At 54.5% G+C, this 26,578-nt stretch carries 23 protein-coding genes; 2 read left to right on the plus strand and 21 right to left on the minus strand.

Annotation, left to right across the window (positions count from 1 at the left end; translation table 11 throughout):
* Positions 1-178: 178 nt before the first annotated feature.
* The 7 genes from rnz to G5B47_RS01150 all read right to left on the minus strand — a co-directional run bounded on the left by rnz (position 179) and on the right by G5B47_RS01150 (position 7,673).
* Positions 179-1,114 carry a ribonuclease Z gene (rnz, locus tag G5B47_RS01120; protein ID WP_165093443.1) on the minus strand — a complete coding sequence of 312 codons (936 nt, stop codon included), beginning with the start codon at positions 1,112-1,114 and terminating at the stop codon, positions 179-181.
* A gap of 127 nt (positions 1,115-1,241) precedes the next feature.
* Positions 1,242-4,679: a methionine synthase gene (gene metH, locus G5B47_RS01125; protein ID WP_165093445.1), complete on the minus strand. Its 3,438-nt coding sequence runs from the start codon at positions 4,677-4,679 to the stop codon at positions 1,242-1,244.
* 116 nt (positions 4,680-4,795) lie between these two features.
* Positions 4,796-5,227, minus strand: coding sequence for a FixH family protein (locus G5B47_RS01130; protein ID WP_165093447.1), 432 nt, complete (start codon positions 5,225-5,227; stop codon positions 4,796-4,798).
* Positions 5,228-5,472: 245 nt separating this feature from the next.
* Positions 5,473-6,258 (minus strand): HAD family hydrolase, encoded by a 786-nt coding sequence (locus G5B47_RS01135; protein ID WP_165093449.1) that lies wholly within the window; start codon positions 6,256-6,258, stop codon positions 5,473-5,475.
* 40 nt (positions 6,259-6,298) lie between these two features.
* The gene (locus G5B47_RS01140; protein ID WP_165093451.1) at positions 6,299-6,826 is read right to left on the minus strand and encodes a hypothetical protein; all 528 of its coding nucleotides are present in this window, start codon (positions 6,824-6,826) and stop codon (positions 6,299-6,301) included.
* A gap of 47 nt (positions 6,827-6,873) precedes the next feature.
* Positions 6,874-7,083, minus strand: coding sequence for a DUF896 domain-containing protein (locus G5B47_RS01145; RefSeq protein ID WP_165093452.1), 210 nt, complete (start codon positions 7,081-7,083; stop codon positions 6,874-6,876).
* Positions 7,084-7,256: 173 nt separating this feature from the next.
* Entirely contained in the window at positions 7,257-7,673 is a 417-nt protein-coding gene (locus G5B47_RS01150; protein WP_165093454.1) for a LysM peptidoglycan-binding domain-containing protein, read from the minus strand.
* A gap of 179 nt (positions 7,674-7,852) precedes the next feature.
* Between G5B47_RS01150 and lexA the strand changes: the two genes are divergently transcribed.
* Together lexA and G5B47_RS01160 are read left to right on the plus strand one after the other, a co-directional pair.
* Positions 7,853-8,479: a transcriptional repressor LexA gene (lexA, locus tag G5B47_RS01155; protein ID WP_165093456.1), complete on the plus strand. Its 627-nt coding sequence runs from the start codon at positions 7,853-7,855 to the stop codon at positions 8,477-8,479.
* 159 nt (positions 8,480-8,638) lie between these two features.
* Entirely contained in the window at positions 8,639-8,977 is a 339-nt protein-coding gene (locus G5B47_RS01160) for a L,D-transpeptidase (protein ID WP_165093458.1), read from the plus strand.
* Between the two features lie 153 nt (positions 8,978-9,130).
* Here G5B47_RS01160 and G5B47_RS01165 read toward each other — a convergent pair whose 3' ends face one another.
* From G5B47_RS01165 to mutS, 14 genes are all read right to left on the minus strand, one after another.
* Positions 9,131-9,409 carry a holin gene (locus G5B47_RS01165; RefSeq protein WP_165093459.1) on the minus strand — a complete coding sequence of 93 codons (279 nt, stop codon included), beginning with the start codon at positions 9,407-9,409 and terminating at the stop codon, positions 9,131-9,133.
* Between the two features lie 299 nt (positions 9,410-9,708).
* Positions 9,709-11,037, minus strand: coding sequence for a type I glutamate--ammonia ligase (gene glnA / locus G5B47_RS01170; protein WP_165093461.1), 1,329 nt, complete (start codon positions 11,035-11,037; stop codon positions 9,709-9,711).
* Positions 11,038-11,069: 32 nt separating this feature from the next.
* Positions 11,070-11,480: a MerR family transcriptional regulator gene (locus G5B47_RS01175; protein WP_019910684.1), complete on the minus strand. Its 411-nt coding sequence runs from the start codon at positions 11,478-11,480 to the stop codon at positions 11,070-11,072.
* 104 nt (positions 11,481-11,584) lie between these two features.
* Entirely contained in the window at positions 11,585-12,838 is a 1,254-nt protein-coding gene (locus G5B47_RS01180) for a methionine gamma-lyase family protein (RefSeq protein WP_165093463.1), read from the minus strand.
* Positions 12,839-12,989: 151 nt separating this feature from the next.
* On the minus strand, positions 12,990-14,288 hold the full coding sequence (gene hflX / locus G5B47_RS01185; RefSeq protein ID WP_165093464.1) for a GTPase HflX: 1,299 nt from the start codon (positions 14,286-14,288) through the stop codon (positions 12,990-12,992).
* Positions 14,289-14,334: 46 nt separating this feature from the next.
* Entirely contained in the window at positions 14,335-15,300 is a 966-nt protein-coding gene (locus G5B47_RS01190; RefSeq protein WP_025335239.1) for an AAA family ATPase, read from the minus strand.
* 96 nt (positions 15,301-15,396) lie between these two features.
* Complete coding sequence (locus G5B47_RS01195) at positions 15,397-16,044, minus strand: YdcF family protein (RefSeq protein WP_206107167.1); 648 nt, start codon at positions 16,042-16,044, stop codon at positions 15,397-15,399.
* Positions 16,045-16,602 carry a DUF402 domain-containing protein gene (locus tag G5B47_RS01200; protein WP_025335241.1) on the minus strand — a complete coding sequence of 186 codons (558 nt, stop codon included), beginning with the start codon at positions 16,600-16,602 and terminating at the stop codon, positions 16,045-16,047.
* Positions 16,603-16,753: 151 nt separating this feature from the next.
* On the minus strand, positions 16,754-19,366 hold the full coding sequence (locus tag G5B47_RS01205; protein ID WP_165093466.1) for a transglycosylase domain-containing protein: 2,613 nt from the start codon (positions 19,364-19,366) through the stop codon (positions 16,754-16,756).
* Between the two features lie 208 nt (positions 19,367-19,574).
* Positions 19,575-19,814, minus strand: coding sequence for an RNA chaperone Hfq (hfq, locus tag G5B47_RS01210; RefSeq protein ID WP_025335243.1), 240 nt, complete (start codon positions 19,812-19,814; stop codon positions 19,575-19,577).
* Between the two features lie 19 nt (positions 19,815-19,833).
* The gene (miaA, locus tag G5B47_RS01215; RefSeq protein ID WP_165093468.1) at positions 19,834-20,814 is read right to left on the minus strand and encodes a tRNA (adenosine(37)-N6)-dimethylallyltransferase MiaA; all 981 of its coding nucleotides are present in this window, start codon (positions 20,812-20,814) and stop codon (positions 19,834-19,836) included.
* Complete coding sequence (locus G5B47_RS01220) at positions 20,804-21,583, minus strand: class I SAM-dependent methyltransferase (RefSeq protein ID WP_165093469.1); 780 nt, start codon at positions 21,581-21,583, stop codon at positions 20,804-20,806. Before G5B47_RS01220 ends, miaA begins: the two co-directional genes overlap by 11 nt.
* Before the next feature lie 62 nt (positions 21,584-21,645).
* Positions 21,646-23,748, minus strand: a complete 2,103-nt coding sequence (gene mutL / locus G5B47_RS01225; protein ID WP_165093471.1) for a DNA mismatch repair endonuclease MutL — start codon at positions 23,746-23,748, stop codon at positions 21,646-21,648.
* Between the two features lie 29 nt (positions 23,749-23,777).
* A complete protein-coding gene (gene mutS, locus G5B47_RS01230; RefSeq protein ID WP_165093473.1) occupies positions 23,778-26,573 on the minus strand; it encodes a DNA mismatch repair protein MutS in 2,796 nt (931 codons plus the stop codon).
* Positions 26,574-26,578 lie beyond the last annotated feature (5 nt).

Below are 26,578 nucleotides of genomic sequence, written 5' to 3' on the forward strand. Positions count from 1 at the left end.
ACCGGTTAGAGTCCCGAATATCCACAATTCCCTTAAAATTTAAGACAATTTTCTCCAGTCTTTTCGCGCCGGAAGCCCTCCAAAAGTCGAACGGCATCGAACCGGCGGCTGCGGAAGCAATTTTTGACGTTCGCCTGTCACTTCCTGCGCTTTCCCGGAAAATAATTTAATTTCCCCTTCAATTTCCCGTCTTCCGTTCCACCGGATACAGCCGGAATTCCTCGGCCAGCAGCGTTTCGGAGAATATGGAGCGCGCTTCATCTAGCAAAGGAATCAGCTCGTCCAGCGAGCCGTATCTGGAACTAAAATGCGTAAGAAGGAGCTGCCGGGCGCCCGCCTCTTTCGCGATTTCCGCCGCCTGAACAGTCGTGCTGTGATGGTAATCCCGGGCCATCCTGGCCAGGTCATGGCTGAAGGTCGCCTCATGGACCAGCAGATCAGCCTCTCTTGCCAGCGGGATGGAATTCCCGCAAGGTCTGGTATCTCCAAGCACGGTGACGATCCGGCCGCGCTTAGGTTCACTCAGCACTTCGGCGGCTGTAATCGTTATCCCTTCATCCGTGGTCACATCCCGGCCGCTCTTCAGCACGCCGTACAAAGGACCGGGCTTCAGGCCATATGCTTTGAGCCGCTCGGTATTGAGGCTGCCGGGCCGATCCTTTTCAATCACACGGTAGCCGTAGCTGTCGATCCGGTGCTCCAGAAGAGCGGACTCCACTTTAAAGCTGTCATCTTCAAAAATAAGCCCGCCGTTATGCTCGACTACTTCGAGCTTGTACGGAATTCTGGACTGGCTGACCGACAGCGAAATATCCAGGTATGCTTTGAGCCCCGGCGGGCCGTACACCGTTAGAGGGGCTGTCCCTCCCTGATATCCCCTGCTGCTCAGCAGTCCGGGAAGTCCGAAGAGATGGTCGCCGTGGAGATGGGTGATGAACAGCTTCTCCAGCCGGCCGAGCCGCAGCGGCGAACGCAGAACCTGATGCTGGGTTCCTTCCCCGCAGTCGAACATCCAGAAGCTCCGGCGCTCCTCAAGCAGCCTCAGAGCAACCGAGGTCACATTGCGCTGCAACGTGGGAACGCCCGCATTCGTGCCCAAAAAGTAAATCTCCATATCTGCCCTCCTTTCTCTCTGGTCTCTGCTTCCACTCCAAATCCTCACGGTCTTCCAGCAAAAAGCCTCCCGTAACCGGGAGGCTGGTACACCGTGAAAGTTCCCTTCATCCTATTCTGTCCAAAGCTTAAGCTTTCTCCACATTGAAATACTGCGCTTCGGGATGGGCGAAGACCATAGCCGACACGGAAGCCTCCGGCTCCATCATAAACCCGTCGGTCAGGTGGATGCCAATATCCTCGGGGCGCATCAGCTTGAACAGCGGCCCCTGATCCTCCAGATCCGGGCAGGCCGGGTAGCCGAAGGAAACGCGGATGCCTTGATACCTTGCTCCGTGTCTCTGCTTCATCGTCATATCCGCCGGGTCCGGGAAGCCCCAGGTGTCCCGCATCATATGATGCACGCGTTCGGCCAGCCCTTCAGCGACTTCAAGAGCCAGCGCCTGCAGCGCATGGGAACGGAGATAGTCGCCTTTGTTCTTCAATTCTTCGGACAGGTCGCGAACGCCGTGCCCTGCCGTCACCACGAGGAAACCGACATAATCCATGATTCCGCTGTCCACCGGCTTCAGGAAGTCGGCCAGGCAGAGATATGGCTCAACCTGCTGCCTTGGGAAAGTAAAGGTGTGCAGAACCTTCCCCGTATCCTCCGGATCATAGATCAGAATATCGTTCCCCCTCGACTGGGCCGGGAAGAACCGGTACATCGCCTGCGGACGGATCGTTCCATTCACCGTCGCTTCGAGCAGCAGATCGTCTACCGTCTCTTTCAGTTCGACTGCGCGGGATTCGCCTGCGGCCAGCTGCGCCTCAACAGAGCCCCTGAGCCCCAAATGATGGCCCAGCAGCATCTGCATATTCACATAAGGTATGACATGGCCAATCGGATAATTGCGGAGCACATGCCGATCCAGGTCCGGCGGAATAAAGACCGGCGCGTCCTGAGATATGCTCGAGCGAACCGCTCTTGTCAGCACAGGAAGCTCCGTCTTCTGCGGAGCAGCTGCAACGGCCTCTTGCTCCTCCCGCATCTCCTCGGCCATCTTGGCCCGTTCCACCGGGTTCATCAGCCTGTTGGCAAGACCAAGCCCGTCCATCGCGTCCTTGGCGTAGAGCACGAGGCCGTCGTACTCCGGACGGATTCGTGTCTTGGTGAATTTGCGGGTCAGAGCCGCCCCGCCGACCATAATCGGCACGTCGATTCCTGCCGTACGCAGATCCTGCGCCGTCAGAACCATCTGCTGCGCAGACTTCACGAGCAGGCCGGACAGGCCGATGGCATCGACTTTTTCCTTCCGGTACGCTTCGATGATCGTCTCCGGTGGTACTTTTATACCCAAATTGACGATTTGGTAACCATTGTTTGAAAGAATGATCTCGACAAGGTTCTTGCCGATATCATGCACATCTCCCTTAACGGTGGCCAGCAGAATCTTGCCCTTGACCGAGCTCTCGTTCTTCTCCATGAACTGTTCGAGATGGGCAACCGACGCTTTCATCACTTCAGCGCTTTGCAGCACTTCAGCAACGATAAGCTCGTTGTTATTGAACAGCCGCCCGACCTCGGACATCCCGCTCATCAGCGGTCCGTTAATAATTTCCAGCGAGCCGTACTTCTTCAGCGCCTCGTCAAGATCGGGGATCAGGCCCTCTTTACTGCCCTCAACCACGTAGGAAGCCAGACGCTCTTCCAGAGTCAGGTTGGAGATCTTTTCCTTCTTCTCGACCTTCTTGCCCCGGAAAGCGGCGACGAAGACGGCCAGCGTCTCGTCATTCGTATTGTAGATGAGCTCCTCGGCCAAACGGCGCTCTTCCTCCGGAATCGAGGCATACCGTTCAACCTTCTCCGTATTTACGATCGCGTAATCCAGTCCTGCCTTGGTGCATTCGTAAAGGAACACGGAATTCAGCACTTCCCGGCCCGCCTCCGGCAGTCCGAACGATACATTGCTGATTCCGAGAACGGTATGCACGCCCGGCAGAGCTTCCTTGATCAGACGGATTCCGTCGATCGTTTCCTTGGCCGAGCCGATGTACTGTTCGTCCCCAGTGCCTACAGGGAAGACCAGCGTGTCGAAGATCAAGTCTTCCGGCGACAAGCCGTACTTCCCTACAAGGAGATCGTAGGAACGCTTGGCTACCGCAAGCTTGTCTTCCGCCTTGATCGCCTGGCCGCTTTCGTCGATGGTTCCGACGACGACCGCCCCGCCGTACTTGTGAATCAGCGGCGTGACGTTTTCAAATTTCTCTTCACCGTCTTCAAGGTTAATGGAGTTAATAATCGCTTTACCCTGGCTGTACTGCAGGGCCCGATCAATCACTTTCGGATCGGTTGTATCGATCATCAGCGGAACTTTAACCTTCTTCACGACCAGCTCCAGGAACCGCTCCATATCGTCCATTTCATCCCGGTCGGGGTCCTGAACGCACACATCGACTACCTGCGCCCCGCTCTTTACCTGGGCACGCGCGATTTCTGACGCTTCTTCATACTTGCCTTCTACAATCAGCCGTTTGAATTTGCGGGAGCCGAGCACGTTGGTGCGCTCTCCGACCATATAAGGCCGGTTATCCTGCTCGATGTATATCGGCTCGATGCCGGACAGCGCCGGCGAATGGCTTCCCTGCAACGGGCGCGGCGGATACTCCGACAGCAGCTCCGCCATCGCGCGGATATGCTCTGGCGTGGTACCACAGCAGCCGCCGGCGATGTTCAGCCAGCCCTTCTCGGCGAACGCCGCTACCTTGCGCGCCAGCGAATCCGGCGACTCATGGTAGTTACCGTTCTCGTCGGGCAGCCCCGCGTTTGGATAACAGCTGACCGCAGCTTTGGCCATCGCGGAGAGCGAACGGATATGGTCCCGCATGAATTCCGGTCCGGTCGCACAGTTAAGGCCGACAGAGATCGGCTTTAGATGCTCCAAAGAAATATAAAAGGCTTCGATGTTCTGGCCCGCCAGCGTCGTGCCCATCGGTTCAATTGTTCCGGAAATCATAACCGGCAGGGTGACTCCCGTCTTCTCGAATGCGTTGCGGATGCCGATGCTGCCCGCTTTTACATTTAAGGTATCCTGAGAGGTTTCGAGCATCAGAGCATCGACGCCGCCCTCAATGAGCGCTACCGCCTGTTCCTCGTAGCTGTCCGTCAGCTCGCTAAATGTCACGCCTCCGGTAACCGACAGCGTTTTGGTTGTCGGTCCCATCGCACCCACAACATAGCGGGGACGATCCGGTGTATCGTATTTGTTGACGGCTTCCCGGGCGATTTGGGCGGCGACAAGATTGATTTCGCGCGCTCTTTGTGGAATATCGTATTCCGCAAGCACAACCGAGGTAGCCCCGAATGTATTCGTCTCGATCAGATCGGCGCCGGCTTCCAGATATGCTTCATGAATATCCCGAATGACTTCGGGTCTGGTCAGCACAAGCATTTCATTGCAGCCGTCCAGCTCGTCTCCCCCAAAGTCTTCTCCGGTCAAAGGAACTTGCTGAATCATGGTGCCCATGGCACCGTCCAGAATCAAAATGCGCTGCGCCAGCGCTTCTGCTAATGTAGGTTTAGCCAACTTCCAATCCCCCCAGTAAAACATTAGAGTAAGTTTAGCAGAATAAAGGGAATTCGGAAAGTATCCCGGCCCACTCTGCAAGTTTATCTTATTTCCAGCCGGTTTCCCGGCATTGATTACGGCTTCACGGTCAGCGGTTTGGTCGGCATAGAGTGCTGAGTCCGGGCGGTTACATGTGACGTCACATGATACACGCCCGCTTCCTCAAGCGTCCCGGCTGCCGTATATTTCCCCTCTTCGTCCAGCTCTCCTTTAAGCTCGAGTTTCTTGGACGAATCGTTGTCATTAACAATCTCAAATAATACTTCATCAGCATCGTCTACCACATCGCCGCCCTGGGTTACTTCGACTTTAAAGATGATCTCCTGGTTAGCCGACGCACCGGCCGGACTCCAGGTAAGCTCGACCTTGATCGGGTCCATTGACATCCTGGACATATCCATGACAGCTTGATTATTCCCTTTGGAAGCACAGCCTGCAAGCACTGAAGCGACCATTGTAGCAATCATCATGGCAGCCCTAATCTTTTTCAGGAAAAATCCCGGCATAAGTCCTCCTTAAAGCGGCGAAGTTTGGCATGTATTGTTATTACATCATGCGTCAATGCTGCGTTAAGTATATGACTTCTATTATACATGGATTAACGCCTTTGGGGGATAGCAAACGGGACTTTGCGCAGAAAAAAAGAGATATTTATCACAAACCCGGTTGAACCGGTTCTCGCTGGCATGTAAAAAACCGATATCCCTTGGAAAAGGAATACCGGTCTGCAAAGAACAAAATTGCGGTAATGTCAGAGACTTTCTACGAGCGGAAGCAGCTCTGATAAATGTTTGATTTCATAGTGAGGAATAATTTCGGGATCGGACGGCTTGCCGGTACGGTTAATCCATACCGTTGTAAGACCTGCCGCCAAACCGCCGCGGATATCCGTGGTGAGCTTGTCGCCAACCATGATGCCCTCCTCCGGCGAAATTTCCAGCCGTTTCAGCGAATGCTCGAAGATCGACGGATCGGGCTTGCCTTTACCAAAGGTTCCTGAGATCACGATATGATCAAAAAATGGAATCAGCTCGGGTACACCATCCAGCTTCTCCTGCTGCAAGGCCGGACAGCCGTTGGTCAGCAGCAGCAGCTTTACACGTCCGCGCAGCGCAGTCAGGATTTCCAGCGTCTCTTCATACATATATGGACGGCTTCTCCGTTCCGCGCCAAATCTCGCAGCCAGCGTTTCCGCCAGGCTCTCATCGTCAATGCCTACAGCCGCAAGTCCCCGGCGCCACGATTCTTTGCGATAGATGGGAGCAAGCTGCTCCATCTTCCGGAACTCCTCCTGTTCTCCGGCCGTGAAATTCCCCCACAGCGCTTCAAACGGGTTAATTCCGATCATCTGAGTAAAAGGGTAAGTTTCGTATGACTCGTACAGATTTCTCGCTTCGCGTCTGACTGCAGCTTCCAGTTCCTTGGGGTCCACAGCCTCTCCAGCAGCTTTACAAGCGTATTCAAAAGCTTCCTCAATACTCCGCTCATCCCACAACAGGGTATCATCCAAATCGAACAGTACGGCGGCAATCGGCATTCCATTACTCCCTCTCTATATAATCTTTATCATTGCTGGCTTATTTGTGTTCCACCGAAATTTTGTGTTGATTGGCAAACTGCTCCATCCGATCACCCATCACTGAAGTATCAAAACGGTTGAGCAATCTGGAGAAAGTCCATTGGCCCCGCTTGGTGGCTTTTGGCTTAATGCTGACGGAATTCCGCGAAATGACAATCTTCTCGATGTCAGACGCCTCCAGGAACCTCTGGCGGTTAAACTTAAAGGTGGATACACGCGCCCGTTCCACTTTCAAATAAGGGCGGCGGAAGAAAATCATGGCTGCCAGCGCGAAATAGAGCACAACGCCGACCCAATTCAGCATCAGACTGTTTTGGCTGGCCGAAGAAGTGTCGAACTGGCCGATCATCCAGTACAAAATCCCAAGTGCCGCAAGGAGAACGGGAAAGATGATATTCCGTCCTTTGTACACGTCGGTCTGGCCTGCCGGGCTTGATCTGTAGATCGACTCTTTACCTTCCTTTTTTCTTCTCTTGTTGATCTGCTGCGAATTGCGTTGAACCATTCTTTCCCAAGAACGGGCCATTTCTTTTCCCCCTAGTCTTCCTGAAATATCTATGAAAAGACGGCTGATTAGTGCAAGGGTCTTTGGCCGCCTTGATCATTTCCGTTGCCATCCACAATTTCAATCGATTCCAGCTGAGCGCGGAAATTGCGGCGGACATTGCCAAGATAGATTTCCCGGAGCTTCGCGCGTTCCGCCAGCTCTTCTTCATTAAGCCCTTCACTCTTATGTTTGCGTGCCAGCTCATTAATGCGGTTAACCAATTCATCTATATTCAAAGTTGTTCCCTCCTAGTTGATGCTTGGACTTCTTTCGGGTAGGGCCTGGAATCCCTTAACCGGTGCGTCAAGCTCTAAATTCATTCTAACTTTGCCATGAGAAAAAGAGCTTGTCAAGGCGACCCCCACGCAAGCTCTTCTTATGTTCGTTGGATGTTGATTATTCTGTTCGGTTATTTGTACACGGGAATCGACAGGACGGATCCTGCCTGGATATCGGGACCGTTCAGATCGTTATTCCGTTTAATCGCTTCAATGTATACGACTGTTCTCATATCGGACGGTTTATTCTTGAGCGCAATACTCCATAGAGTATCGCCGGGCTCCACAACAACCCGCTTCTCCTGCTGCGGTGAAGATACCGAGCTGGCAAAGACCTGACCCACAACGGTAAATCCGGAAATAACGAGGAGAAGCACAGTCGCAATTTTGAACAGATTCTGCATGGATGAAAAGGGATAGGATCTCGTAGCAACTGCTTTGGCAGATTTACCTGATGGATTCATATGATGAGAAACAGATTTTCGTTCCGGCGTTGTCGCTTCAAGAGTTTCATTGTAAATGCTTTGGTATGTACTGTATTTTAACATATTTCATCGACCTCCAAACACTTGTTCTTGCTTCAAAAATAATATAGCACGAACATGTGTTTCGATCAAGAGGTTTTTCGAACAATTGTTCGCTTGCGTTTTAGAACTTACGTTTGTGCGAACGGAGGTTCTGTGTTATAATTCTCCCAAACATTACTAGATAGATGGGGTGTATTCCGATGTCAAAAATTTCGAGTCGCCAGCTGGCGATCCTGGAATTTATACGTAACGAAGTTCGCAGTAAGGGGTATCCGCCCTCCGTCCGGGAAATTGGCGAAGCCGTCGGCCTGGCTTCCAGTTCCACTGTACACGGACACCTCGACAGGCTGGAGAAGAAAGGGCTTATCCGCCGCGACCCCACGAAGCCGCGCGCCATCGAGCTGTTGGGTCAGGAAGATTCAGAGAATGTACATCAATTCGTTCAGACGATTGCACGGGTACCGGTAGTCGGGAAGGTAACCGCTGGAGTGCCGATCACAGCCACAGAGAATATCGAGGATTATTTTCCTCTGCCTACCCATTACGTAGGAGAAAATAAGGTCTTCATGCTCTCCGTTGTGGGTGACAGCATGGTTGAAGCCGGTATCATGAACGGCGATTACGTTATCGTCCGGCAGCAGCAGACCGCCGACAACGGCGATATCGTGGTGGCCATGACCGAAGATGATGAAGCTACGGTCAAAACCTTTTATAAGGAACGGGATCACATCCGGCTCCAGCCCGAGAATCCCGCCTATGAGCCGCTTCGCCTTAACCGGGTAAGCATTTTGGGCAAAGTGATCGGGTTATTCAGAGACATTCATTAATATGTTAGCGAGAAAAGCGGCCTGTCGTTGGACGAAGCCGCTTTTTTTATTTTTTCTGCCAGCTTAATATGCGAACATCAGCAAAGAAAACCGGAAAGCTTAACTAGGCACGGCGTACGCCCTCTCCGCATATTTTATTCCGTAAAGGAGTGCTGCGAGATGCCCAATTACCGGATCATTGTCGATTTATCGGATCGCATGCTGTATCTGTTGGATAACAATAAGGTCGTGAGGGGATTCCCCGTTGGAATCGGCAAGATGCTTACCCAGACACCGGTCGGCGAATATACGATTGTGAACAAACAGGCGAATCCGGGAGGACCGTTCGGCGTGTTCTGGATGGGTCTTTCCAGGCCCCATTACGGCATTCACGGTACGATTGATCCCGGATCGATCGGCCATCTAGTCTCGCGTGGCTGCATCCGGATGTACAATACCGACGTTCTTGCGTTATCCCGGATCGTTCCGCTGCATACGAGGGTCACGATACGGCAGTAAGCTGAGATGCTTTTTTCACCGATTGGCGCGGCAAAGATTGAACCATTCGAGGATTATTCGCCATTGCTTCATCAATGTAAAGCTCGTCTTTTGAATTCGGATGAACACATTCTTGAACACTCCCGCAAGTTAGGAACTATGGGTGACGCTTCTTCATTTCTTATTCTTATCGGATCGATTATTAAACGCCAGCTCGAACAGTCCTGTAGCCGACAAGCCCGCAAGCCCCCCGGCCCATATCCGCAGAGGTACATCCATGTCTGTAAATGGAAACGACGCCCAGCCAATGAACAGGCCAATGACAACTCCAATCAGCGGAATGACCCTTTTTGGCGGGTTGACTGTAGTCTTGATAAGCTGCACTACCGACATCACAAAAACGGATAGTACCGATGCAAAAGCCAGGACGTCGCTTAAGTTTTGATTATCCACCACGATCCCCCATTTCAATATTGGATTGCCCCTGCTTACTCTCTACCCAGTAAATTCAGACAGACAGTGGAATGTTTGGGCTCCTATACCAATCTTTCTCGTCTGGGGATCAATGGAAAAATTAAAACACGCCTGCAATCGGCGTGTTTTAATATGCACTTAAGTCGGGAAACATCATTCCGGGACCATTCCTTTGGAAAGCGTATCGATAAGGCATCCACCACAACCTCCTTCCCCTGAATGTCTTTTATAGCAAAAAACCCTCGACGCCTGAGGCGCCAAGGGTTTCCTTCGTATTCTTAGTACAGCGTGAGGTATTGATTTCTTTCCCAGTCATGCACCTGCGTCCGGTAGATATCCCATTCGATCTCTTTCAGCTCGTAGAAATGGGCAAGCGCATGTTCACCCAGCGCATCGGTAATAACGGGGTTCCGGATCAATTCGCCCAGCGCTTCCTTCAGGTCGGCCGGCAGACTTGGAATACCTTCCTCGATCCGTTCTTCTTCGGACATAATGTAAATGTTCCGGTCGATCGGAGCCGGAAGATCAAGCTGACGCTTGATTCCGTCCAGACCGGCTTTCAGCATCACCGCAAGCGCCAGATAAGGATTGGCTGCAGGGTCCGGGTTCCGGACTTCAATGCGTGTGCTCAGCCCTCTGGATGCCGGTATACGGATCATTGGGCTGCGGTTGCTGGCCGACCAGGCGACATAGCAAGGCGCTTCATATCCGGGAACCAGACGCTTGTAAGAGTTCACCGTAGGGTTCGTGATTGCGGCAAACGCACGCGCATGCTTCAGCAGGCCTGCCATGTAGTTGCGCCCGGTGTCGCTAAGGCCAAGCTCATCGTTCTCATCGTAGAAGGTGTTCTCGGCGCCTTTAAACAGCGACTGGTGGCAGTGCATGCCCGAGCCGTTCATTCCGAACAGCGGCTTCGGCATGAACGTGGCATGCAGTCCGTGCTGGCGGGCAACGGTCTTCACAACCAGCTTGAACGTCTGAATCTGGTCGGCCGCTTTGATGGCATCGGCATATTTAAAGTCGATTTCATGCTGCCCGGAAGCCACCTCATGGTGGGAAGCTTCGATTTCAAAGCCCATTTCCTCCAGGGTCAGAACGATTTCGCGGCGGCAGTTCTCTCCAAGGTCCATTGGAGCCAAATCGAAATAGCCCCCCTGATCATTCAGTTCAGACGTTGGATTACCTTTCTCGTCGGTCTGGAACAGGAAAAATTCAGGTTCTGGTCCCACATTCATGGCCGTATAGCCCATTTCATTCGCTTCTTTAAGGCAACGCTTCAAAATGCCGCGAGGATCACCGGCAAACGGCGTTCCATCCGGCATATAGACATCACAAATAAGACGGGCAACGCGGTCTTCCGTCACCCATGGGAAGATTACCCAGGTGTCGAGATCGGGATATAAATACATATCGGATTCTTCGATGCGTACATAGCCTTCAATGGAAGAGCCGTCGAACATCATTTTGTTGTCCAGCGCCTTCTCCAGTTGGCTGACGGGAATTTCCACGTTCTTGACCGTGCCAAGCAGGTCGGTAAACTGGAGACGAATGAACCGGACATTCTCTTCCTTGGCAATGCGCAAAATATCTTCTTTACTAAAGCTCACTATACCCTCTCCCTTTCGCGCTTCTGTATGTGTTATTTATTGAAAAACCGGGATAACTCCCCTTGAATGAGAGAGACTTGCCCCGGTCTTTTCCCGGAAACCAACTCCTGCTTGAGCAGCCTGTGGAGTTGGGAATCGGACAGCTCGCGCCGCCGGACTTCCGTGTCGGGGGTAATAACGGTTGCTTCTTCAGATTCCTTCGATACCGGGTTCATCACCTGTTTGATGCCGGCAATATTGACTCCTTTTTCAATCAATGCCTTGATTTCAAGCAAGCGCTCCACGTCGTTAAAAGAGAATAATCTCTGGTTGCCCGAGGTGCGCGCCGGAACAATCAGACTATGCTGCTCATAATAGCGGATTTGCCGTGCAGACAAATCAGTAAGTTTCATTACAATTCCAATTGGAAATAACGCCATATTTCTGCGGATTTCATCACCCATGACTCATCCAACCTTCCAATGATCTTTTTCTCATCTCATTGTACATTTCCGGCTATGACGTGTCAATGGTGTGTAAGATATACTCACAACTTATTCTAATATGCTTACAGCAGGTTGCGTTCGCGCATGCTCTGCAAGGCCATCAGCACACCGTATTTTACATGAGAGTAGGTCAATCCTCCCTGCATGTACCCGATGTAAGGCGCACGGATCGGAGCATCCGCAGACAATTCCAGGCTCCCTCCTTGAATGAAGGTCCCCGCCGCCATTATGACAGGATGCTCATACCCCGGCATATCCCAAGGCTCCGGAACGGCATGGCTGTCCACAGCGGCTGCCCGCTGGATACCCTGGACGAAAGCGATCAAATGCTCCGGTCCGTCAAAAGCGATCGCCTGGATAAGATCGGTCCGCGGCTCCCGCCATGCGGGCTTCGTCGTGAAGCCGCAGCGTTCGAAGACTGCAGCAGCAAAAATGCTGCCTTTCAGCGCTTGTCCGACTGTGTGGGGCGCCATAAAGAGGCCCTGGTACAGCCCCCGGGTCGTCCCCAACATCGCTCCGACTTCGCTGCCGATTCCCGGCGCCGTCAGCCTGTAAGCGGCCAGTTCGACCAGATCCCTGCGGCCGCAAATATATCCGCCAGTCTCGGCGATTCCGCCGCCCGGATTTTTGATCAGGGAACCCGCCATGAGATCAACGCCGACCTGGGTAGGCTCCAGCTTCTCCGTGAATTCCCCGTAGCAGTTATCGACGAAGACAATAACATGCGGAGCCATGTCCTTGATTTTGGCGGCCATTTCTCCAATCTGGCTGACAGTAAAAGATGAACGCCAGTCATAGCCCCGGGACCGCTGAATGCCAATGACCTTCGTCTTCGGAGTAAGCGCCCGGGCAACTTCGGCCCAGTCGATTTCGCCGGCTTCCGTCAGCGCCGCCTCCCGGTAGTTTATTCCGAAATCAGCCAAGGAACCCGTCCCGTCTCCAGGCTTGCCAATCACCTTATGCAGCGTATCGTAAGGCCGCCCGGTAATGTACAGCAGCTCGTCCCCCGGCCGGAGTACGCCAAACAGCGCCGTCGAAATCGTATGCGTTCCCGATGCAAAATGGGGCCGTACCAGCGCAGCTTCCGCGCCGAACACCTCCGCATAGACGAGGTCCAGCACCTCGCGTCCCCTATCGTTGTATGCGTATCCAGTGGAACCGGCAAAGTGAAAATCGCTGACCTGGTGACGCTGGAACGCCTCAATGACTTTCCATTGATTGAAATCCACGATCCGGTCAAGAACCCGGACCGCCTCCTGAATTTCCGCTTCGGCCGCTTCTGCAGCTTGTAATATATCTTCTGAAAATAATGACATTTACGCCTTTCTCTCCTTACATTTACTTCCCATAATCATAACAGGAAGCGACATCAAGGTGTCACTTCCCAATTTGTACAATAGGATTATTTGGTAAATAAGTTATGCCAAACCTGGTAATTCGCGCAAATGAACACCCTGGAATGCGGCTCTAGTCCTGGTCGGAATGATTCACAAAATCGGCCAGCATGTAGCCCCATTTTTCGTAATCGTCCTTGTTCACCCGAACGCTGTATAACGTGTCATCCTCTTCAAAGGACTGATCCAGCACATCCCCGACCCGATACAGCAAGGAAGATAGATCCCCCCGGCTGGATGGGATCCGGAAGCTCAGTGTGTCCCCGGACAACTCATTTTGAATCGTATCCTTAATTCGGTCCAGATCCTCCGCATTAAAAGCGCTGACCTTCAAATAACCCGAACCGCCGGGCAGCATCTCGAGCTGCTCCGGACGGCAAAGATCGCTCTTGTTGAACAGAACGATCTGCGGCTTCCCGGATGCGCCGAGATCCTCCAGAATCGTCTGCACAACCTCCATTTGCTCTTCCCGCATCGGGGAGGAAGCATCGACCACATGAAGCACAAGATTCGCCTCGTTGACTTCTTCAAGCGTCGCGCGGAACGAGGCAACGAGATCATGCGGCAGATTCTGGATGAAGCCGACCGTATCGGTCAGCACGACGCTCTTGCCGCCGGGCAGCTCAAGCAAACGCGAGGTCGGGTCCAGCGTGGCGAACAGCTGATTCTCGATATATACATCCGCATCGGTCAGCTGCTTGAGCAGCGTGGATTTGCCGGCATTCGTATAGCCGACAAGAGCCACCTGCACCACGCCGCTCTTACGCCGCCGCTCGCGGTGCAGATTCCGTGTCTTCACTACCTCGTCAAGCTGGCGCTTCAGTTCGCCGATCCGGTCACGAATATGCCGGCGGTCGGTCTCCAGCTTGCTCTCCCCGGGACCTCTAGTACCAATGCCGCCGCCCAGCCGGGACAGGTTCTTGCCATGGCCCGACAGGCGAGGCAGCAGGTAAGACAGCTGGGCCAGCTCCACCTGGATTATCCCCTCGCGGGTCTTGGCCCGGCCGGCGAAAATATCCAGAATGAGCTGGGTACGGTCGATAATCTTCAGATCGAGGGCTTCCTCCAGATTCCGTACCTGGGCCCCCGAAAGCTCCTGATCGAAGATTGCCGTATTGGCGCCCAATCCGTCTGCGGCCATACGCAGCTCTTCGACCTTACCCTTGCCGATGAACCATTTGGAATCGGGGGTTTCCTTATTCTGGCGAAGCACTTCCAGCACCTCAACGCCGGCCGTCTCGGCCAGTTGAACCAGTTCCTGAAGCGAATATTCGGGATCGATTCCCGACCGTTTCACTTCATCGGTTACAAGACTGACCAATATGGCCCGGTCCTGAATTTCCGAATTTGTATCATGAGTCGTAGTTGCCATATCCATTCTCCTCTTGCGGTTGATTCTAACGCTCAAAACGCCCGCCCTACAGTTTGAAGTCTTCGGTTCGCAGGGTCATCAGCTCCTGCTTACCCGGACTGTTATGCTCGTACTGGTTAAGAAGCCTTACCGCCTGGCTGCGGATCGCTTTCTCGATCGCGTTGCGCACATAGCGGGCATTGCTGAAGGCATGCGGGCTTTCGTCTTTTTCCAGCATTACATGCTGCTTTAATTTGAGTATCGCCTGCGGCATCAAAATGTAATCCCGCTCCTTAGCCATCAGCTCGGCGATCTGAACAAGCTGGTCGATGGTGTAATCGGGAAATTCGACCTGGATCGGAAAACGGGAGGGCAGCCCCGGATTGCTCATCAGAAAATATTCGATCTCGCTGGAGTATCCGGCCAAGATCAGCACGAACTGGCTGCGGTGGTCTTCCATCGCTTTGACGAGCGTATCGATCGCTTCTTTGCCGAAGTCTTTATCTCCGCCCCGGGCAAGGCTGTACGCTTCATCAATGAAAAGAATGCCGCCCAACGCTTTTTTGACAAGATCCCGGGTCTTCTGTGCGGTATGCCCGATGTACTCACCCACCAGATCGGCCCGCTCGACTTCGATAAGATGTCCCTTGGAAAGTACGCCCATACGCTGAAACAGTTTGGCCACGATTCGCGCAACCGTCGTCTTGCCGGTGCCCGGATTCCCTTTAAATACCATGTGATACGCCTGAGCGCCGCTTGCCAGACCCGCATCGGTCCGCATTTGGGCAACTTGCAGCAGGGCGTATATTTCGAATACAAGCTCTTTAATATTATCCAGACCTACCAGCGCGTCCAATTCGCTGCCGATCTCCTGAAAAAGGCCGATCTGCGCGCTATTCCTGGAAGCCGACGATTCATTGATCGCCGATGTTCCGCTTACCGCCGGCGTATCGTGATTGCGCAGTACGATATTGATTTGCCGCGATGGTCTGCCTTCGTCCCGCCCGCTAGAAGCTGCGCTGCGTATGTTCATGGGTTCACCTCGTTACATAGGCTTCAGTGTTCTACTCAAGTCTATTCCCGGGTTCCGGGCGTTATTAGCAGATTCGCCATTTTCCCATTTCATACTTCATAACACCTGCTGGAGCTTCCATTTGGTGTAGGCCAATATTTCCCTCGTTTTATACTTGGCCATTGACATCGTCCGTGAATCGGTCAGTCCCAATTCGGGATTGGAATATCCTAGCTCATTGGCTATTTCCAGCGCTCTCCGCCCATGAAACGTATGCGTGATTACCACCGCTGTGGACCAGCCCTTGTGCTGCATAATCTCCGAGCTGTACAGCAGATTCTCATAGGTGGATGTCGCTTCGTTCTCTACGGCAACCGCACTATCCGGAACACCCCTGGCAATCAGATAATTGCGCATTCCCTGGCCCTCGGTATACGAATATCCCGGTTTATCAAGCCCGCCGGTGACGATAAAATGGGAAAACACGCCCTGCTTATACAGCTTCAGCCCATAGTCAAGCCGCTCCTTAAGCCCCGGACTCGGCTCATCGCCCCACATCGCCATGCCGAGAATGATGCCCGCATCCGCTTTATTCATCGGAGAAGTCGTTTCGGCCCGATTGATTAGAGTCAGCACATTAGCGCTCCAGATCAGCCCGGCTGCAAGGAAAAGTACCAATGTAACCAACGGAATTCGTCCGAAACGCCATTTCCGCCGGCCCGTTAACGCCCGGATCGGCGAAGAACCGCCTAAATGCCTTTGCATTTACGATTTCCTCCTGAATTCTCCATGGTGGAACAATTCGGCGCGGTGCTTCAGGGAGAGGGCAAAATAAGGAAAGGCATGAGCGTCAATCCCGCGCATAATATTCCGAGCGGTGTTCCACGCCAAATTGTAATCGCTGTCCGAAATATCGCCCCGTTCGAGCGCTTCCTCCAGCTCGTCTTCATCCAGCAGGAACACTTCGCCGTTCCATAGAACGACCACATCCAGATACAGATCGTCGAACCAGGGAACTCCTTGATCCGTAACCCCCTGAACCTTGCAGGTGTCTATATACCATTGAATGATATTTTGCCGTTCGTCGAACATTGCCGTAACAATATAATGACTGTCCTTGGGAAAATACTGCAGCCATGAATATCCTTTATCCGCAATCCGGTATGTATGCCGGCCATAGCTTTTCCACAGCGGCTCTTTCAAGCCGTAAATCGTGTAAAGGGTGATGTATCCGCTGAATTCCCGGCTTTCAACATAGCGGCAGGCGAACCCACGGCGCGTAATCCGGCGCCAGTTGGCCCGGTCTCCGAATTTACGTTTCATATAATAACCCTCTCCATTATGGTGTCTTCAGCTTACCACATTTAGGAGGCACACTCAAAATTCCATCCCTGAAAAAAGGAAAACTCCGGCAGGCCGGTTCTTCCGTTGGCAACGGAAGGGCCGGCTCACCGGAGCGCAGTTTCTAATAGCATTATGCTGACTTGTCGTTACTCTTCTCTTTCTTATCCGATCCCGCCTCGGGGGCTGACGCCGGGTCTGTTCCATTGTCAGGCATGACCGCTCCGGCGGGGCTTACGGCTGGCACAGGAGAAGATGGCTGCGCGGAATCCTGCTGGGCCGGAGTTGGCGACGGTGCTGCAGGATTAACCTCGCCTTCCGGGCTGCCGCCTCCATTTCCGTTGCCATTCCCATTACCATTTCCGTTATCATTACCATTGCCCTGTCCCGGTTCGCCTGGGATGCCTCCGGCGCCATTATCTCCGTTTCCTCCCTGGCCGGGTGAATCCGTAGGGAGACCCGGTTCAATCGATGGCGTCGGTTCGACCGACGGCTCTGCACCCTCGATGAGCACCGAGACCGAATTGGAAGGATCGCTTTCGACACCGGGGTCCGGATAGAATGCCTTCACATAGTACTCATAGGTCAGGCCCGCCATCGCGCTCAGATCCGCCGCGTTCGGCGTCAGCGTACTGATCAGCAGACTGAAGTCGCCTTCCGAGGTCTCCTTACGGTACACCCGGTATTCCGCTCCCGGGGTCTGGACAGGCGTCCACGACAGGTTAACGGTTCCGGTCGAGGAATCGTACTGAGCTGTCAGACCGCTGACCGCCTGGAGCTGATCCGGCGCCTTGGATGGCTCTGGAAGCTCGAAGTTATCGGGTTTCGGGAACGACTTCTCCGGATAGTTCTTAACGACTTCGCGCATGACTTCACCCCAGAACGCGGCAGCCAGCGGGCTGCTGTTCTTCAGCAGATGCTTCCGGTCCGGATTGTCGTAACCCATCCAGACCGCTGCCGTAAGCTCGGGCGTGTAGCCAACGAACCAGACGTCGCGATTAGAGTCGACGCCCTTGTACCCGCTTTGGGTCGTACCGGTCTTACCGGCAACGGGACGGTCGATTCTCGCTTTTCTGCCTGTTCCGCTCTGCACGACCTCCTGCATCATCTCGGTCATTTGGTATGCAGTGCTGTCCTTCATGACGCGCTCGGCTCGAGTATCGGCCTTATATACCGATTCGCCCGTGCTGTCCGTTATGGACTTGATCGCGTAAGCCTGGCGAAGTTCACCGCCATTGGCGAATGCGGTATACGCCTGGGCCATCTCAAGCGTATTGGTGCCTTTGGCCATGCCGCCAAGGGCGAGCGACAGGTTCTTGTCGTCATCCTGAAGGCCAATGCCCATTTTTTTGGCAAAATTGAAGCCTGTTCGCACACCAATCTGGTCAAGCAGCCACACGGCCGGAATATTCTCCGACTTCGTCAGCGCTTCGGTCATGCTGATCGTTGACGAATACCCGTGCAGATTGGTCGGGCAGTAATCGCCGAAGCACTGCTTCTCGTTGCTGATCTGAGAGCTGATTGAGAATTCGCCCGATTCCAGGGCGGGAGCGTACGATACGATCGGCTTGATCGACGATCCCGGCGAACGCCGGCTGCCGGTAATGCGGCTGTAGCCTTTTTTCTCGTAATTCCGTCCGCCGAGCAGAGCGACAATGCTGCCGTTCTCCTGATTGATGATGACCATCGAACCCTGCACCGGCTCGTCGTCGACGCTTTTTTCAAAATTATCGCTGTCGGCAAAAGCGTTCTCGACCGTCTGCTGCGCATCCTTGTCCATGGTCGTATAGATTTTGTAGCCGCCAATGTTGAGATCGTCTTCGGTCAGTCCGAACTTGTCTTCGGCCTCGTCGATCGCGTAGTCGATAAAGGCCTGATAGCGCTGCTTGCTTGCCGGCGGCTTATAATTGTAATTGATCGCCTTGGCCTCGTTCATTTCGTCCTGCGTAATGTACCCCTGTTCATTCATCAGCTGAAGGACGACCGCTCTGCGATCTTTGGACAGCTCGGGGTTACGGAGCGGGTTGTAGCGGGAAGGCCCTTTGGGCATCGCCGCCAGCGTTGAGATCTGCCACAGCTTCAGCTTGCTTAGGTCGCTCACACCGAAATAGTGCTCGGACGCGGCCTTAATGCCGTATATAGTGCCTCCGAAATTGATCCGGTTGAGATACAGCGTAAGGATCTGATCCTTCGTGTACTGGCGCTCCAGGGCCATGGCGATGGACATCTCCGTCGCTTTGCGGAAGAATGTTTTGTCCCGGGTCAAAAAGATGTTCTTGGCCAGCTGCTGTGTAATTGTGCTGCCGCCTTCGACCATGCTGCGGGCCACAACGTCTTTGACTGCCGCCCGTCCGATCGACCATAGATCGACCCCTTTATGCTCGTAAAACCGTTTATCCTCCGTCGCGACAAAAGCGTCCTTGATGATCTTGGGAATCTGGTCGCTCTTGACCGGTTCGCTTTTTTCCAAAGCGAGTTCCCCGATCAGGTTCGCGTTGCGGTCGTAAATCTTGGTCGTCTCGTTGACCGTCAGCTTGCCCTCGTTCTCATTAAGCAGCCTTTCTCCGTTGACCGTAATGAACAGATAACCGCCGAGCGCGCAAAAGATGGCCAAAGCCGTTGTAAAAAACAGCGTCCACAGCACACGGCTGCGGGTCAGCCTTTTCTTCTTTTTCGGCTTGGACGGCTGGCTGCCGCCTCCTTTTTTTCTATGGCGGTTCGACCGTAGTATTTCGTCATTCGACATGTTGCCTCCTGACCCCCCTTAAGGGCAGCTCCATCATATGGAGCCTTTCCTCCAAAGCATATGCTGAATACTTTGCGGGGACTCCAATATATATTTTGTACTGGCAATGAAAAAACAACCTTATTCAGGTTGCTCTCTCACCCTTCTATTCAAACGAATCACAAGCAAAAAAGTTTCGCTTCGAACTCATTCTGGCGTACTGGCAAAATTATTCTTCGGAAGCGTTGTCCTGCATCAGGGAAACGCTGCGCTGCGGCGTAAAGGTCGAAATCGCATGCTTGTACACCATTTGCTGACGTCCGTCGCTGTCAATCACGATCGTGAAATTGTCAAACGCTTTAATAATTCCCCGGATCTGAAAGCCGTTGGTCAAATATACTGTGGCAGGGATATTTTCTTTGCGAAGTTGGTTCAAGAACGTATCTTGGATGTTAATGGACTTGTTCATATGCCGTACCCCCAATGGTTCAATTAGATTGTTCAGAAGTATATTCAAGACCTGAATGAAACTTTCCTGCAATTATATCACGAACTTCCTTAAAATTCCCGGAAAAGTTTCCGCTGTCGGTGACATCAATCCAATGAATATCCTTCATGTGCCGAAACCACGACAGCTGTCTTTTGGCGAAACGCCGCGTATCGCGTTTAAGAAGCGTCACTGATTGTTCCAGCGTCATTTCTCCCTCAAGATAAGCGGCGATCTCCTTGTACCCGAGCCCTTGCATGGAAACGAGGCTACGGCCGCAGCCGCGTTCCATCAGCCTCTTCACTTCTTCGACGAGCCCTTCCGCCAGCATTTCGTCGATTCGCTCTTCAATACGTTTATATAGTATTTGCCTGTCCATTGTCAAACCGATGAGGCAAAGGTTATAGGGAGACTCCGGTTTTTGGGCTGCCGGAGACTCGGAAAGCGGCGTATTCGTCTGCCGGTAAATCTCCAGGGCGCGGATAATCCGGCGCCGGTCGTTCGGATGCAGCCGATCGGCGCTGGCCGGGTCAACTTCGGCAAGCTTCGCGTGCAGCGCAAGCGCGCCATGCTCATCCGCGAACCGGTCCATCTCCGCGCGGAACGCCTCGTCGGCAACGGCCTCGGAGAAACGGAAGCCGTAGCAGAGAGATTCAATATAAAGGCCCGTTCCTCCTACGATGAACGGCAGCTTGCCTCTTCTGGTAATCTCTCCGATCAGCCTTCTGCCTTCGGTCTGGAACTCAGCTGCCGAGTAAGGCTCCCGAGGATCGAGGATATCGATCAGATGATGGGGAATCCCCTCCATCTCGGACGGCTTAATTTTGGCTGTGCCGATATCCATGCCGCGGTAGACCTGCATCGAATCGCCGGATATAATCTCCGCCTGGAATTCATCGGCGATCGATAGGCTCAGCCGGGTCTTGCCGACCGCAGTCGGGCCAAGCAGCACCAGCACGTTCGGTTTGGCTTCATTGGTCAATTGTGATCACCCCGTACGATGTTTTCGTCCCTGGCCGAAGCTGCTCCGCAAATCCGAGCCGGCTGAACTCGCCGCTGCCTCTCTTCTCTTTCAGCACCACCGCTTTGCGGGCAGCCCTGACCGCTTCAGTCACGCTCTCCGGCGACAGCGAATCGCTGTTGGCGTATGGACGGAGCGGAGAGATTCCCGATGAATCCTCAAGCGGCTCACGGAACATCGGATCGAAATAGACAATGTCCACGCTATGGTCCGGAAGCTTCCGCAGGTAGTCCATGTGGTCGCTGTGAACGATATTGATCCGTCGCAGTGCCGCGTCCACCTCACTGATTCCGGAATCGTAGTGAGCCATTCCTTCCGCCAGCAGGGCATACAGCGGCAGGGAACTCTCCAGTGCGGTAACACGGGAATGTTCGCCCCCGTGTAACGCAAAGAGCAGCGCATCGGCGCCAAGCCCCGCCGTGCAGTCGAGCACGCTGTCGCCAGGAACCATTCCGGCTGCTTCCAGCAAGGGATCGCATTCCCCCTTTAATATCCGCTTGGCACGGACAAACCCCATGCTCGGGTGGAACTGAAGCTGAGGCCTGCCCGGCCTAAGCAATCGTACGCTATGAAGCAGCACGACCAGCGCCTCTTCGCCGCCGCAGAACGTGAGAAGCTTGGACATCGATTGGTTGCCGCGCGGCACATAGGGAACCCCCAGCTGCTTGGCCAGACGCTCCGCGCGCTCGGCAACCTCGGTTAGCGGGCGATCGCCCGTAGTTATAATCATGCTGCCTCCGTAATTGTAAACTGGAAATTAAAATTTGTAATATTCATCTCATTTATTATTAATCACATTACCCGTTTGAACAGTTTCTCCAAATCGTAAGGTGAAAAAGATATGACAATCGGTCTTCCGTGCGGGCACGTATAAGGCTGCCGGCAGGCTGATAGCCGCGATAGCAGGCTCAGGGCCTCCTGCTCCGTCAGCTTCTGATTCGCTTTGATCGAGGCTTTGCAGGAGCATAAAATCGACGATTTCTCGCGGAGTTTGGCCAGGTCGATATTCCGCTCGCCAAGCACCCACTCCGCCATTTCCTCAATGATTTCCTTCTCTTCTCCTTTAGGGAACCAGTAGGGAAGCGAACGTACGAGAAACGTCTGGCCGCCAAAATGCTCCAAATAGACACCGGCCTGCTCGAACCACTGCAGACGCTCGCCGAGCAGCTTGCTTTCCGAAGGGGTGAATTCCAGCGTGATTGGCAGCAGCAGCTCCTGCGAGGCTTCGGCAGGACGGCCGAACTTCTCGAAGTAATACTCGTAATTGATGCGTTCATGCGCCGCATGCTGATCGATCAGATACAGCCCTCCATCGTTCTGAGCGATAATATAGGTTCCGTGATGCTGGCCGATATAATTCAGCTCGGGGAATGGCGGCATACCTGATGCCTCGCTTCCGGCCGGAGCCCACAGTTCTTCAGTTCCGGGAACAGGCTGCTCCTTACGAGGACCTGTTCCCGAACCGGTGCGGTATCCCCCGAATGCCGCGCCGTCGCGCAGCTGAGGCTGGAACGATCCGCCCGCATAGGATGCGCTGCGCTCTCCTCCGCGAGTCTTGCCGGAGGACCTTTCATCATAGGGAGCGGAAGGCGAATAGGCTCTTGAGGCGGCAGCCTCGGAGGCGGCGCCTGAAGTTACCGTAGGCGGATTCGGCCCGCGCCAGGCGCCAGGCTGCTCCGTACGGCCTTTCGAAGACGTTACTCCATCAGCGTTCCCTGTAGATTTATCCGCCCCAGCATTCGTGGCTGCAGAACCTCGGTACCCTTCTCCTTGTTCATTCGCTTCAACAATCGAATCCGGCGAATCGGGGAATTTCGGCGAAGCCTTCGGAAAAGCAAACTGCTCCTGAATAAAAGAGGTGCTGCCTTTCGGGCCAATCGTCTCCCTGCCGGGCCGGGGGATCAGATTTTCGCCGAGCAGCGCTTTGCGGATCACCTGCTCCACAAGCTGATACAGCTCGGGTTCCTTGCTGAACCTTACCTCCAGCTTCGCGGGATGCACATTGACATCCACTAGCGACGGATGCATATCCAGCTTCAGTACGAGCAGCGGATAGCGGTTGATCGGCAACAGCGTATGGTACGCACGCATGATGGCCGCATTCAGCCCGTTGCTGCGGATATACCGGCCGCCGACAATGGTTGTAATCGCGTTCCGGTTGGACCTCGTCCAGTCCGGGCGGCTCACATAGCCCGAAATCCGGTAATCGGGATCTTCGGCATGCACAGGCAGCATCGCTTTGGCGGCCGATGTTCCGTATACGGCGGCAATGACCTGCAGCAGATCGCCGTTGCCGAGCGTATGCAGCAGTTGGTTGCCGTTATGCTGCAGTGTAAAGGATATTCCGGGATGGGCCAGCGCCATCCGGTACATGGCGTCGGAGATATGGCCGAGCTCCGTCTGGATGCTCTTCATATATTTCAGTCTCGCCGGAGTATTGTAGAACAATTCCCTGACGGTCATCTCCGTTCCCCTGCCGTGGGCGGTGTCCTCACTCGCTGTCAGCTTCCCGCCCTCAATCTCAAGCCGTCTTCCCCTGCCGTCGTCGGAGCTCGCCGTCGTCAGAGACACTTTGGCGACGGCGGCGATGCTGGGCAGCGCCTCGCCCCGGAAGCCGAGGCTGGTGATTTGAAACAGGTCGCGTCCATTCCCGATTTTGCTCGTGGCGTGACGGTAGAAGGCCGTCTCACAATCCTCCGGTTCGATGCCCGAACCGTTATCCTTGACCCGGATGCTCTGCAGCCCCCCTTCCTCCACAGCTACTTCAATCCGGGTGCTGCCCGCGTCGATGGCGTTCTCCACAAGCTCCTTCACGACAGAAGCCGGCCGTTCCACCACTTCTCCGGCGGCAATCTGGTTGGCAATATGCTCGTCCAGCACATGGATTTTGACCATTTCCATTCACCTCCGATTCCATTAACGCTTTATTTGGACCTGATCTTCATCTTTAAATCATTGAGCAGCTGCATCGCCTGAAGTGGCGTCATATTCATCAAATCCGCTGCTCCGACCGCAGCCATAATGTCATCCGCCACCGAATGCTCGCGCTGCCCAGCGTTCGGCTTGCGTTCGCGCCGCGGCCCCTCGTCGCCGAAGATGGAGAGCTGCACGACTTCGCCGCTTTCTTCCGCTGGCTCAGCCAGATGCGCCGCCGTCTCCCGGCGGGCGAGTTCGGAAGCGCCCAAGCTCCCTTCATTCCGGGAAAGGGTGCTGCCTGCTGAACCGGCGGCTGTTTCTCTTATGCCATCCGCTTTCGTCGATCTTACGGCTGCTGTCCCGCCGCTGCGAACTTCCACGGGGTGAACCACCTCCCCAGTCGAGGGAGCCGCGGCGGAATGCTCGATTTGCTGTAGCAGGCCGTACGCGCGGTCGATAATGCTGCCGGGCAGTCCGGCCAGGCGCGCGCAGTAAATCCCGTAGCTGCTGTCCGCCGCGCCGGGGATCAGCTTGCGGAGGAAATGAACCTTGTCTCCGCTCTCTTGAACCGCCATCGAATAATTGCGAAGGCCATCCAGCGTGTCCTCCAAATGGGCCAGCTCATGAAAATGCGTGGATACAAGTGCCTTGCAGCCGATGTGATGGTGCACGTACTCGATAACCGCCTGGGCAATCGCCATACCTTCGCTCGTAGAGGTTCCCCGGCCCAGTTCATCGATGATGATCAGGCTGCGCGGCGTCGCTTTTTCGGTCATGAGCTGAATGTCGGCCATTTCGACCATAAAGGTGCTCTGGCCGCCGATCAGGTCATCCGCTGCTCCGATCCGGGTGAAAATCCGGTCGATGACCGGGATTTCGGCCTTGTCGGCCGGAACGAAGCATCCTACCTGCGCCATAATGCAGATCAAGGCGACCTGGCGCATATAGGTGCTTTTTCCAGCCATATTCGGACCTGTAATCAGCAATATCCTTCCGTCATCCTGAACGAGACCGGCGCCGTTCGCGATAAAGGATGCGTCCTTCAGCACCGCCTCTACGACGGGATGCCGACCGCCTTCGATCCTTAAGTCATAACCATCGGTAAGCGCCGGCTTCACAAAACGCTGCTCCGCGCTGACCGCGGCAAGACTTTGGTATACGTCGATTTCGGCTACTTTTTCCGCCAGACGCTGCAGTCTGGGAATCTGGGCGCTCAGCCGCTCGCGCAGCTCGGAGAACAAAGTGTATTCAAGGTCGGTCATCTTGTCCTGGGCTTCCAGAATCAGCGCTTCTTTCTCTTTCAATTCCGGGGTCACAAAACGCTCCGCATTGGCGAGCGTCTGCTTGCGCTCATACCTTCCTTCAGGCAGGGACGCCAGGTTGGAGCGGGTAATTTCGATATAATAGCCGAACACCTTGTTGTATCCGATCTTCAGTGACTTGATTCCGGTAGCCAGACGCTCTCTGGCCTCCAGCTCCGCAATCCACTGTTTGCCGCTGGTGCTCGCCTCCCGAAGCTCGTCCAGCCGGGCATGGCGCCCTGGGCGGATGATCCCGCCGTCTCGGACAGATACCGGAGGATCGTCGACAATCGTTGCTTCAATGTCCTCCCGCAGGTCGGCACACTCGTCTATCGCTTCGCCAATCTCCCGAAGGGTGGACGAGCCGGAAGCCAGGCACAGCTCTTTAAGCGCCGGGATCTGCGCAAGCGACAGCTTCAGCGCGTTCAGATCGCGGCCGTTCGCGCTCCCGTAAGCCACTCGCCCGGTAAGCCGCTCCAAATCGTAGATTTCTTTGAGAGCCAGCCTTAGATCCTCTCGCACAATGAACTGATTGTACAAATAGTCAACTGCCTCAAGCCGCCGCTCAATCCGGGCGCGCTGCAGGAGCGGCTTGTCGATCCGCCGCCGGAGAAGCCGGGCGCCCATCGAGGTCTCCGTACGGTCGAGCAGCCAAAGCAGCGAGCCCTTCTTGGAGCGTTCGCGGACCGTCTCGGTCAGCTCCAGATTGCGCCGGGTGAACGGGTCCAGAATCATATAATTCCCCGGCTCATACGGGGAGATTTGGCTGAGCTGCCCGAGCGACCTGCGCTGCGTTTCGCCAAGGTACGAGATCAGCAGCGCGACGCACTGGGCGCGCTCGCTCTCAAGGCGGGCCCAAGCCGCTTCACCGAACTGGCGCCGTGCCCCGTCTGCGTCCTTCTTCTCCCAAGGCGTATAGACGACCGGCTTCGCTCCAGGCACCGTCTCGGTCCGCACGCCCTCCAGCAGCCGGCCGTCTCCGATGATTTCCGCCGGCTCGTACAGGCCGATTTCGCCGCGGAGCGTGTCCGCGCCCGAGGGCGAAGAGGTCACATAGAGCTCCCCGGTCGTCAGATCGCAGGCGGCAAGCGCCGTCATCACGTTCACTTCCGTAACACAGACCAGATAATTATTGCTTTTGTCGGCGAGCGACTTGCCTTCCATCACCGTTCCGGGGGTCACGACGCGAACGATATCCCGCCGCACCATGCCCTTGGTTGTCGCCGGATCATCAAGCTGCTCGCAGATCGCGACTTTGTAGCCTTTTTCGATTAGACGCTGTATGTAGCCCTCCGCGGAATGGTAGGGGACTCCGCACATCGGAATGCGCTCGTCACCCCCGCCCTCCCGGCCGGTCAGGGTAATTTCCAGTTCCTTGGAAGCCAGCAGAGCGTCTTCAAAAAACATTTCATAGAAATCGCCCAGCCGGAAAAAAAGGAAGGCATCCTTCGCCCCTTCCTTCACTTTTAAGTATTGCTCGATCATCGGTGTATATTTCGCCATCATAA

Source organism: Paenibacillus apii (assembly GCF_011043685.1).
GTDB lineage: Bacteria > Bacillota > Bacilli > Paenibacillales > Paenibacillaceae > Paenibacillus_AQ > Paenibacillus_AQ sabinae.

What these genes read in the sequence shown, in the direction of transcription:
- G5B47_RS01140 (WP_165093451.1), bottom strand. Translation starts at nt 6,826, where the DNA reads ATGGCCCGTTCTTGGGAAAGAATGGTTCAACGCAATTCGCAGCAGATC.
- G5B47_RS01175 (WP_019910684.1), bottom strand. Translation starts at nt 11,480, where the DNA reads ATGGGTGATGAAATCCGCAGAAATATGGCGTTATTTCCAATTGGAATT.
- rnz (WP_165093443.1), bottom strand. Translation starts at nt 1,114, where the DNA reads ATGGAGATTTACTTTTTGGGCACGAATGCGGGCGTTCCCACGTTGCAG.
- mutL (WP_165093471.1), bottom strand. Translation starts at nt 23,748, where the DNA reads ATGGTCAAAATCCATGTGCTGGACGAGCATATTGCCAACCAGATTGCC.
- G5B47_RS01205 (WP_165093466.1), bottom strand. Translation starts at nt 19,366, where the DNA reads ATGTCGAATGACGAAATACTACGGTCGAACCGCCATAGAAAAAAAGGA.
- G5B47_RS01180 (WP_165093463.1), bottom strand. Translation starts at nt 12,838, where the DNA reads ATGTCATTATTTTCAGAAGATATATTACAAGCTGCAGAAGCGGCCGAA.
- G5B47_RS01195 (WP_206107167.1), bottom strand. Translation starts at nt 16,044, where the DNA reads ATGCAAAGGCATTTAGGCGGTTCTTCGCCGATCCGGGCGTTAACGGGC.
- G5B47_RS01190 (WP_025335239.1), bottom strand. Translation starts at nt 15,300, where the DNA reads ATGAACATACGCAGCGCAGCTTCTAGCGGGCGGGACGAAGGCAGACCA.
- hfq (WP_025335243.1), bottom strand. Translation starts at nt 19,814, where the DNA reads ATGAACAAGTCCATTAACATCCAAGATACGTTCTTGAACCAACTTCGC.
- G5B47_RS01200 (WP_025335241.1), bottom strand. Translation starts at nt 16,602, where the DNA reads ATGAAACGTAAATTCGGAGACCGGGCCAACTGGCGCCGGATTACGCGC.
- G5B47_RS01130 (WP_165093447.1), bottom strand. Translation starts at nt 5,227, where the DNA reads ATGCCGGGATTTTTCCTGAAAAAGATTAGGGCTGCCATGATGATTGCT.
- mutS (WP_165093473.1), bottom strand. Translation starts at nt 26,573, where the DNA reads ATGGCGAAATATACACCGATGATCGAGCAATACTTAAAAGTGAAGGAA.
- G5B47_RS01160 (WP_165093458.1), top strand. Translation starts at nt 8,639, where the DNA reads ATGCCCAATTACCGGATCATTGTCGATTTATCGGATCGCATGCTGTAT.
- G5B47_RS01150 (WP_165093454.1), bottom strand. Translation starts at nt 7,673, where the DNA reads ATGTTAAAATACAGTACATACCAAAGCATTTACAATGAAACTCTTGAA.
- hflX (WP_165093464.1), bottom strand. Translation starts at nt 14,288, where the DNA reads ATGGCAACTACGACTCATGATACAAATTCGGAAATTCAGGACCGGGCC.
- G5B47_RS01220 (WP_165093469.1), bottom strand. Translation starts at nt 21,583, where the DNA reads ATGATTATAACTACGGGCGATCGCCCGCTAACCGAGGTTGCCGAGCGC.
- lexA (WP_165093456.1), top strand. Translation starts at nt 7,853, where the DNA reads ATGTCAAAAATTTCGAGTCGCCAGCTGGCGATCCTGGAATTTATACGT.
- G5B47_RS01135 (WP_165093449.1), bottom strand. Translation starts at nt 6,258, where the DNA reads ATGCCGATTGCCGCCGTACTGTTCGATTTGGATGATACCCTGTTGTGG.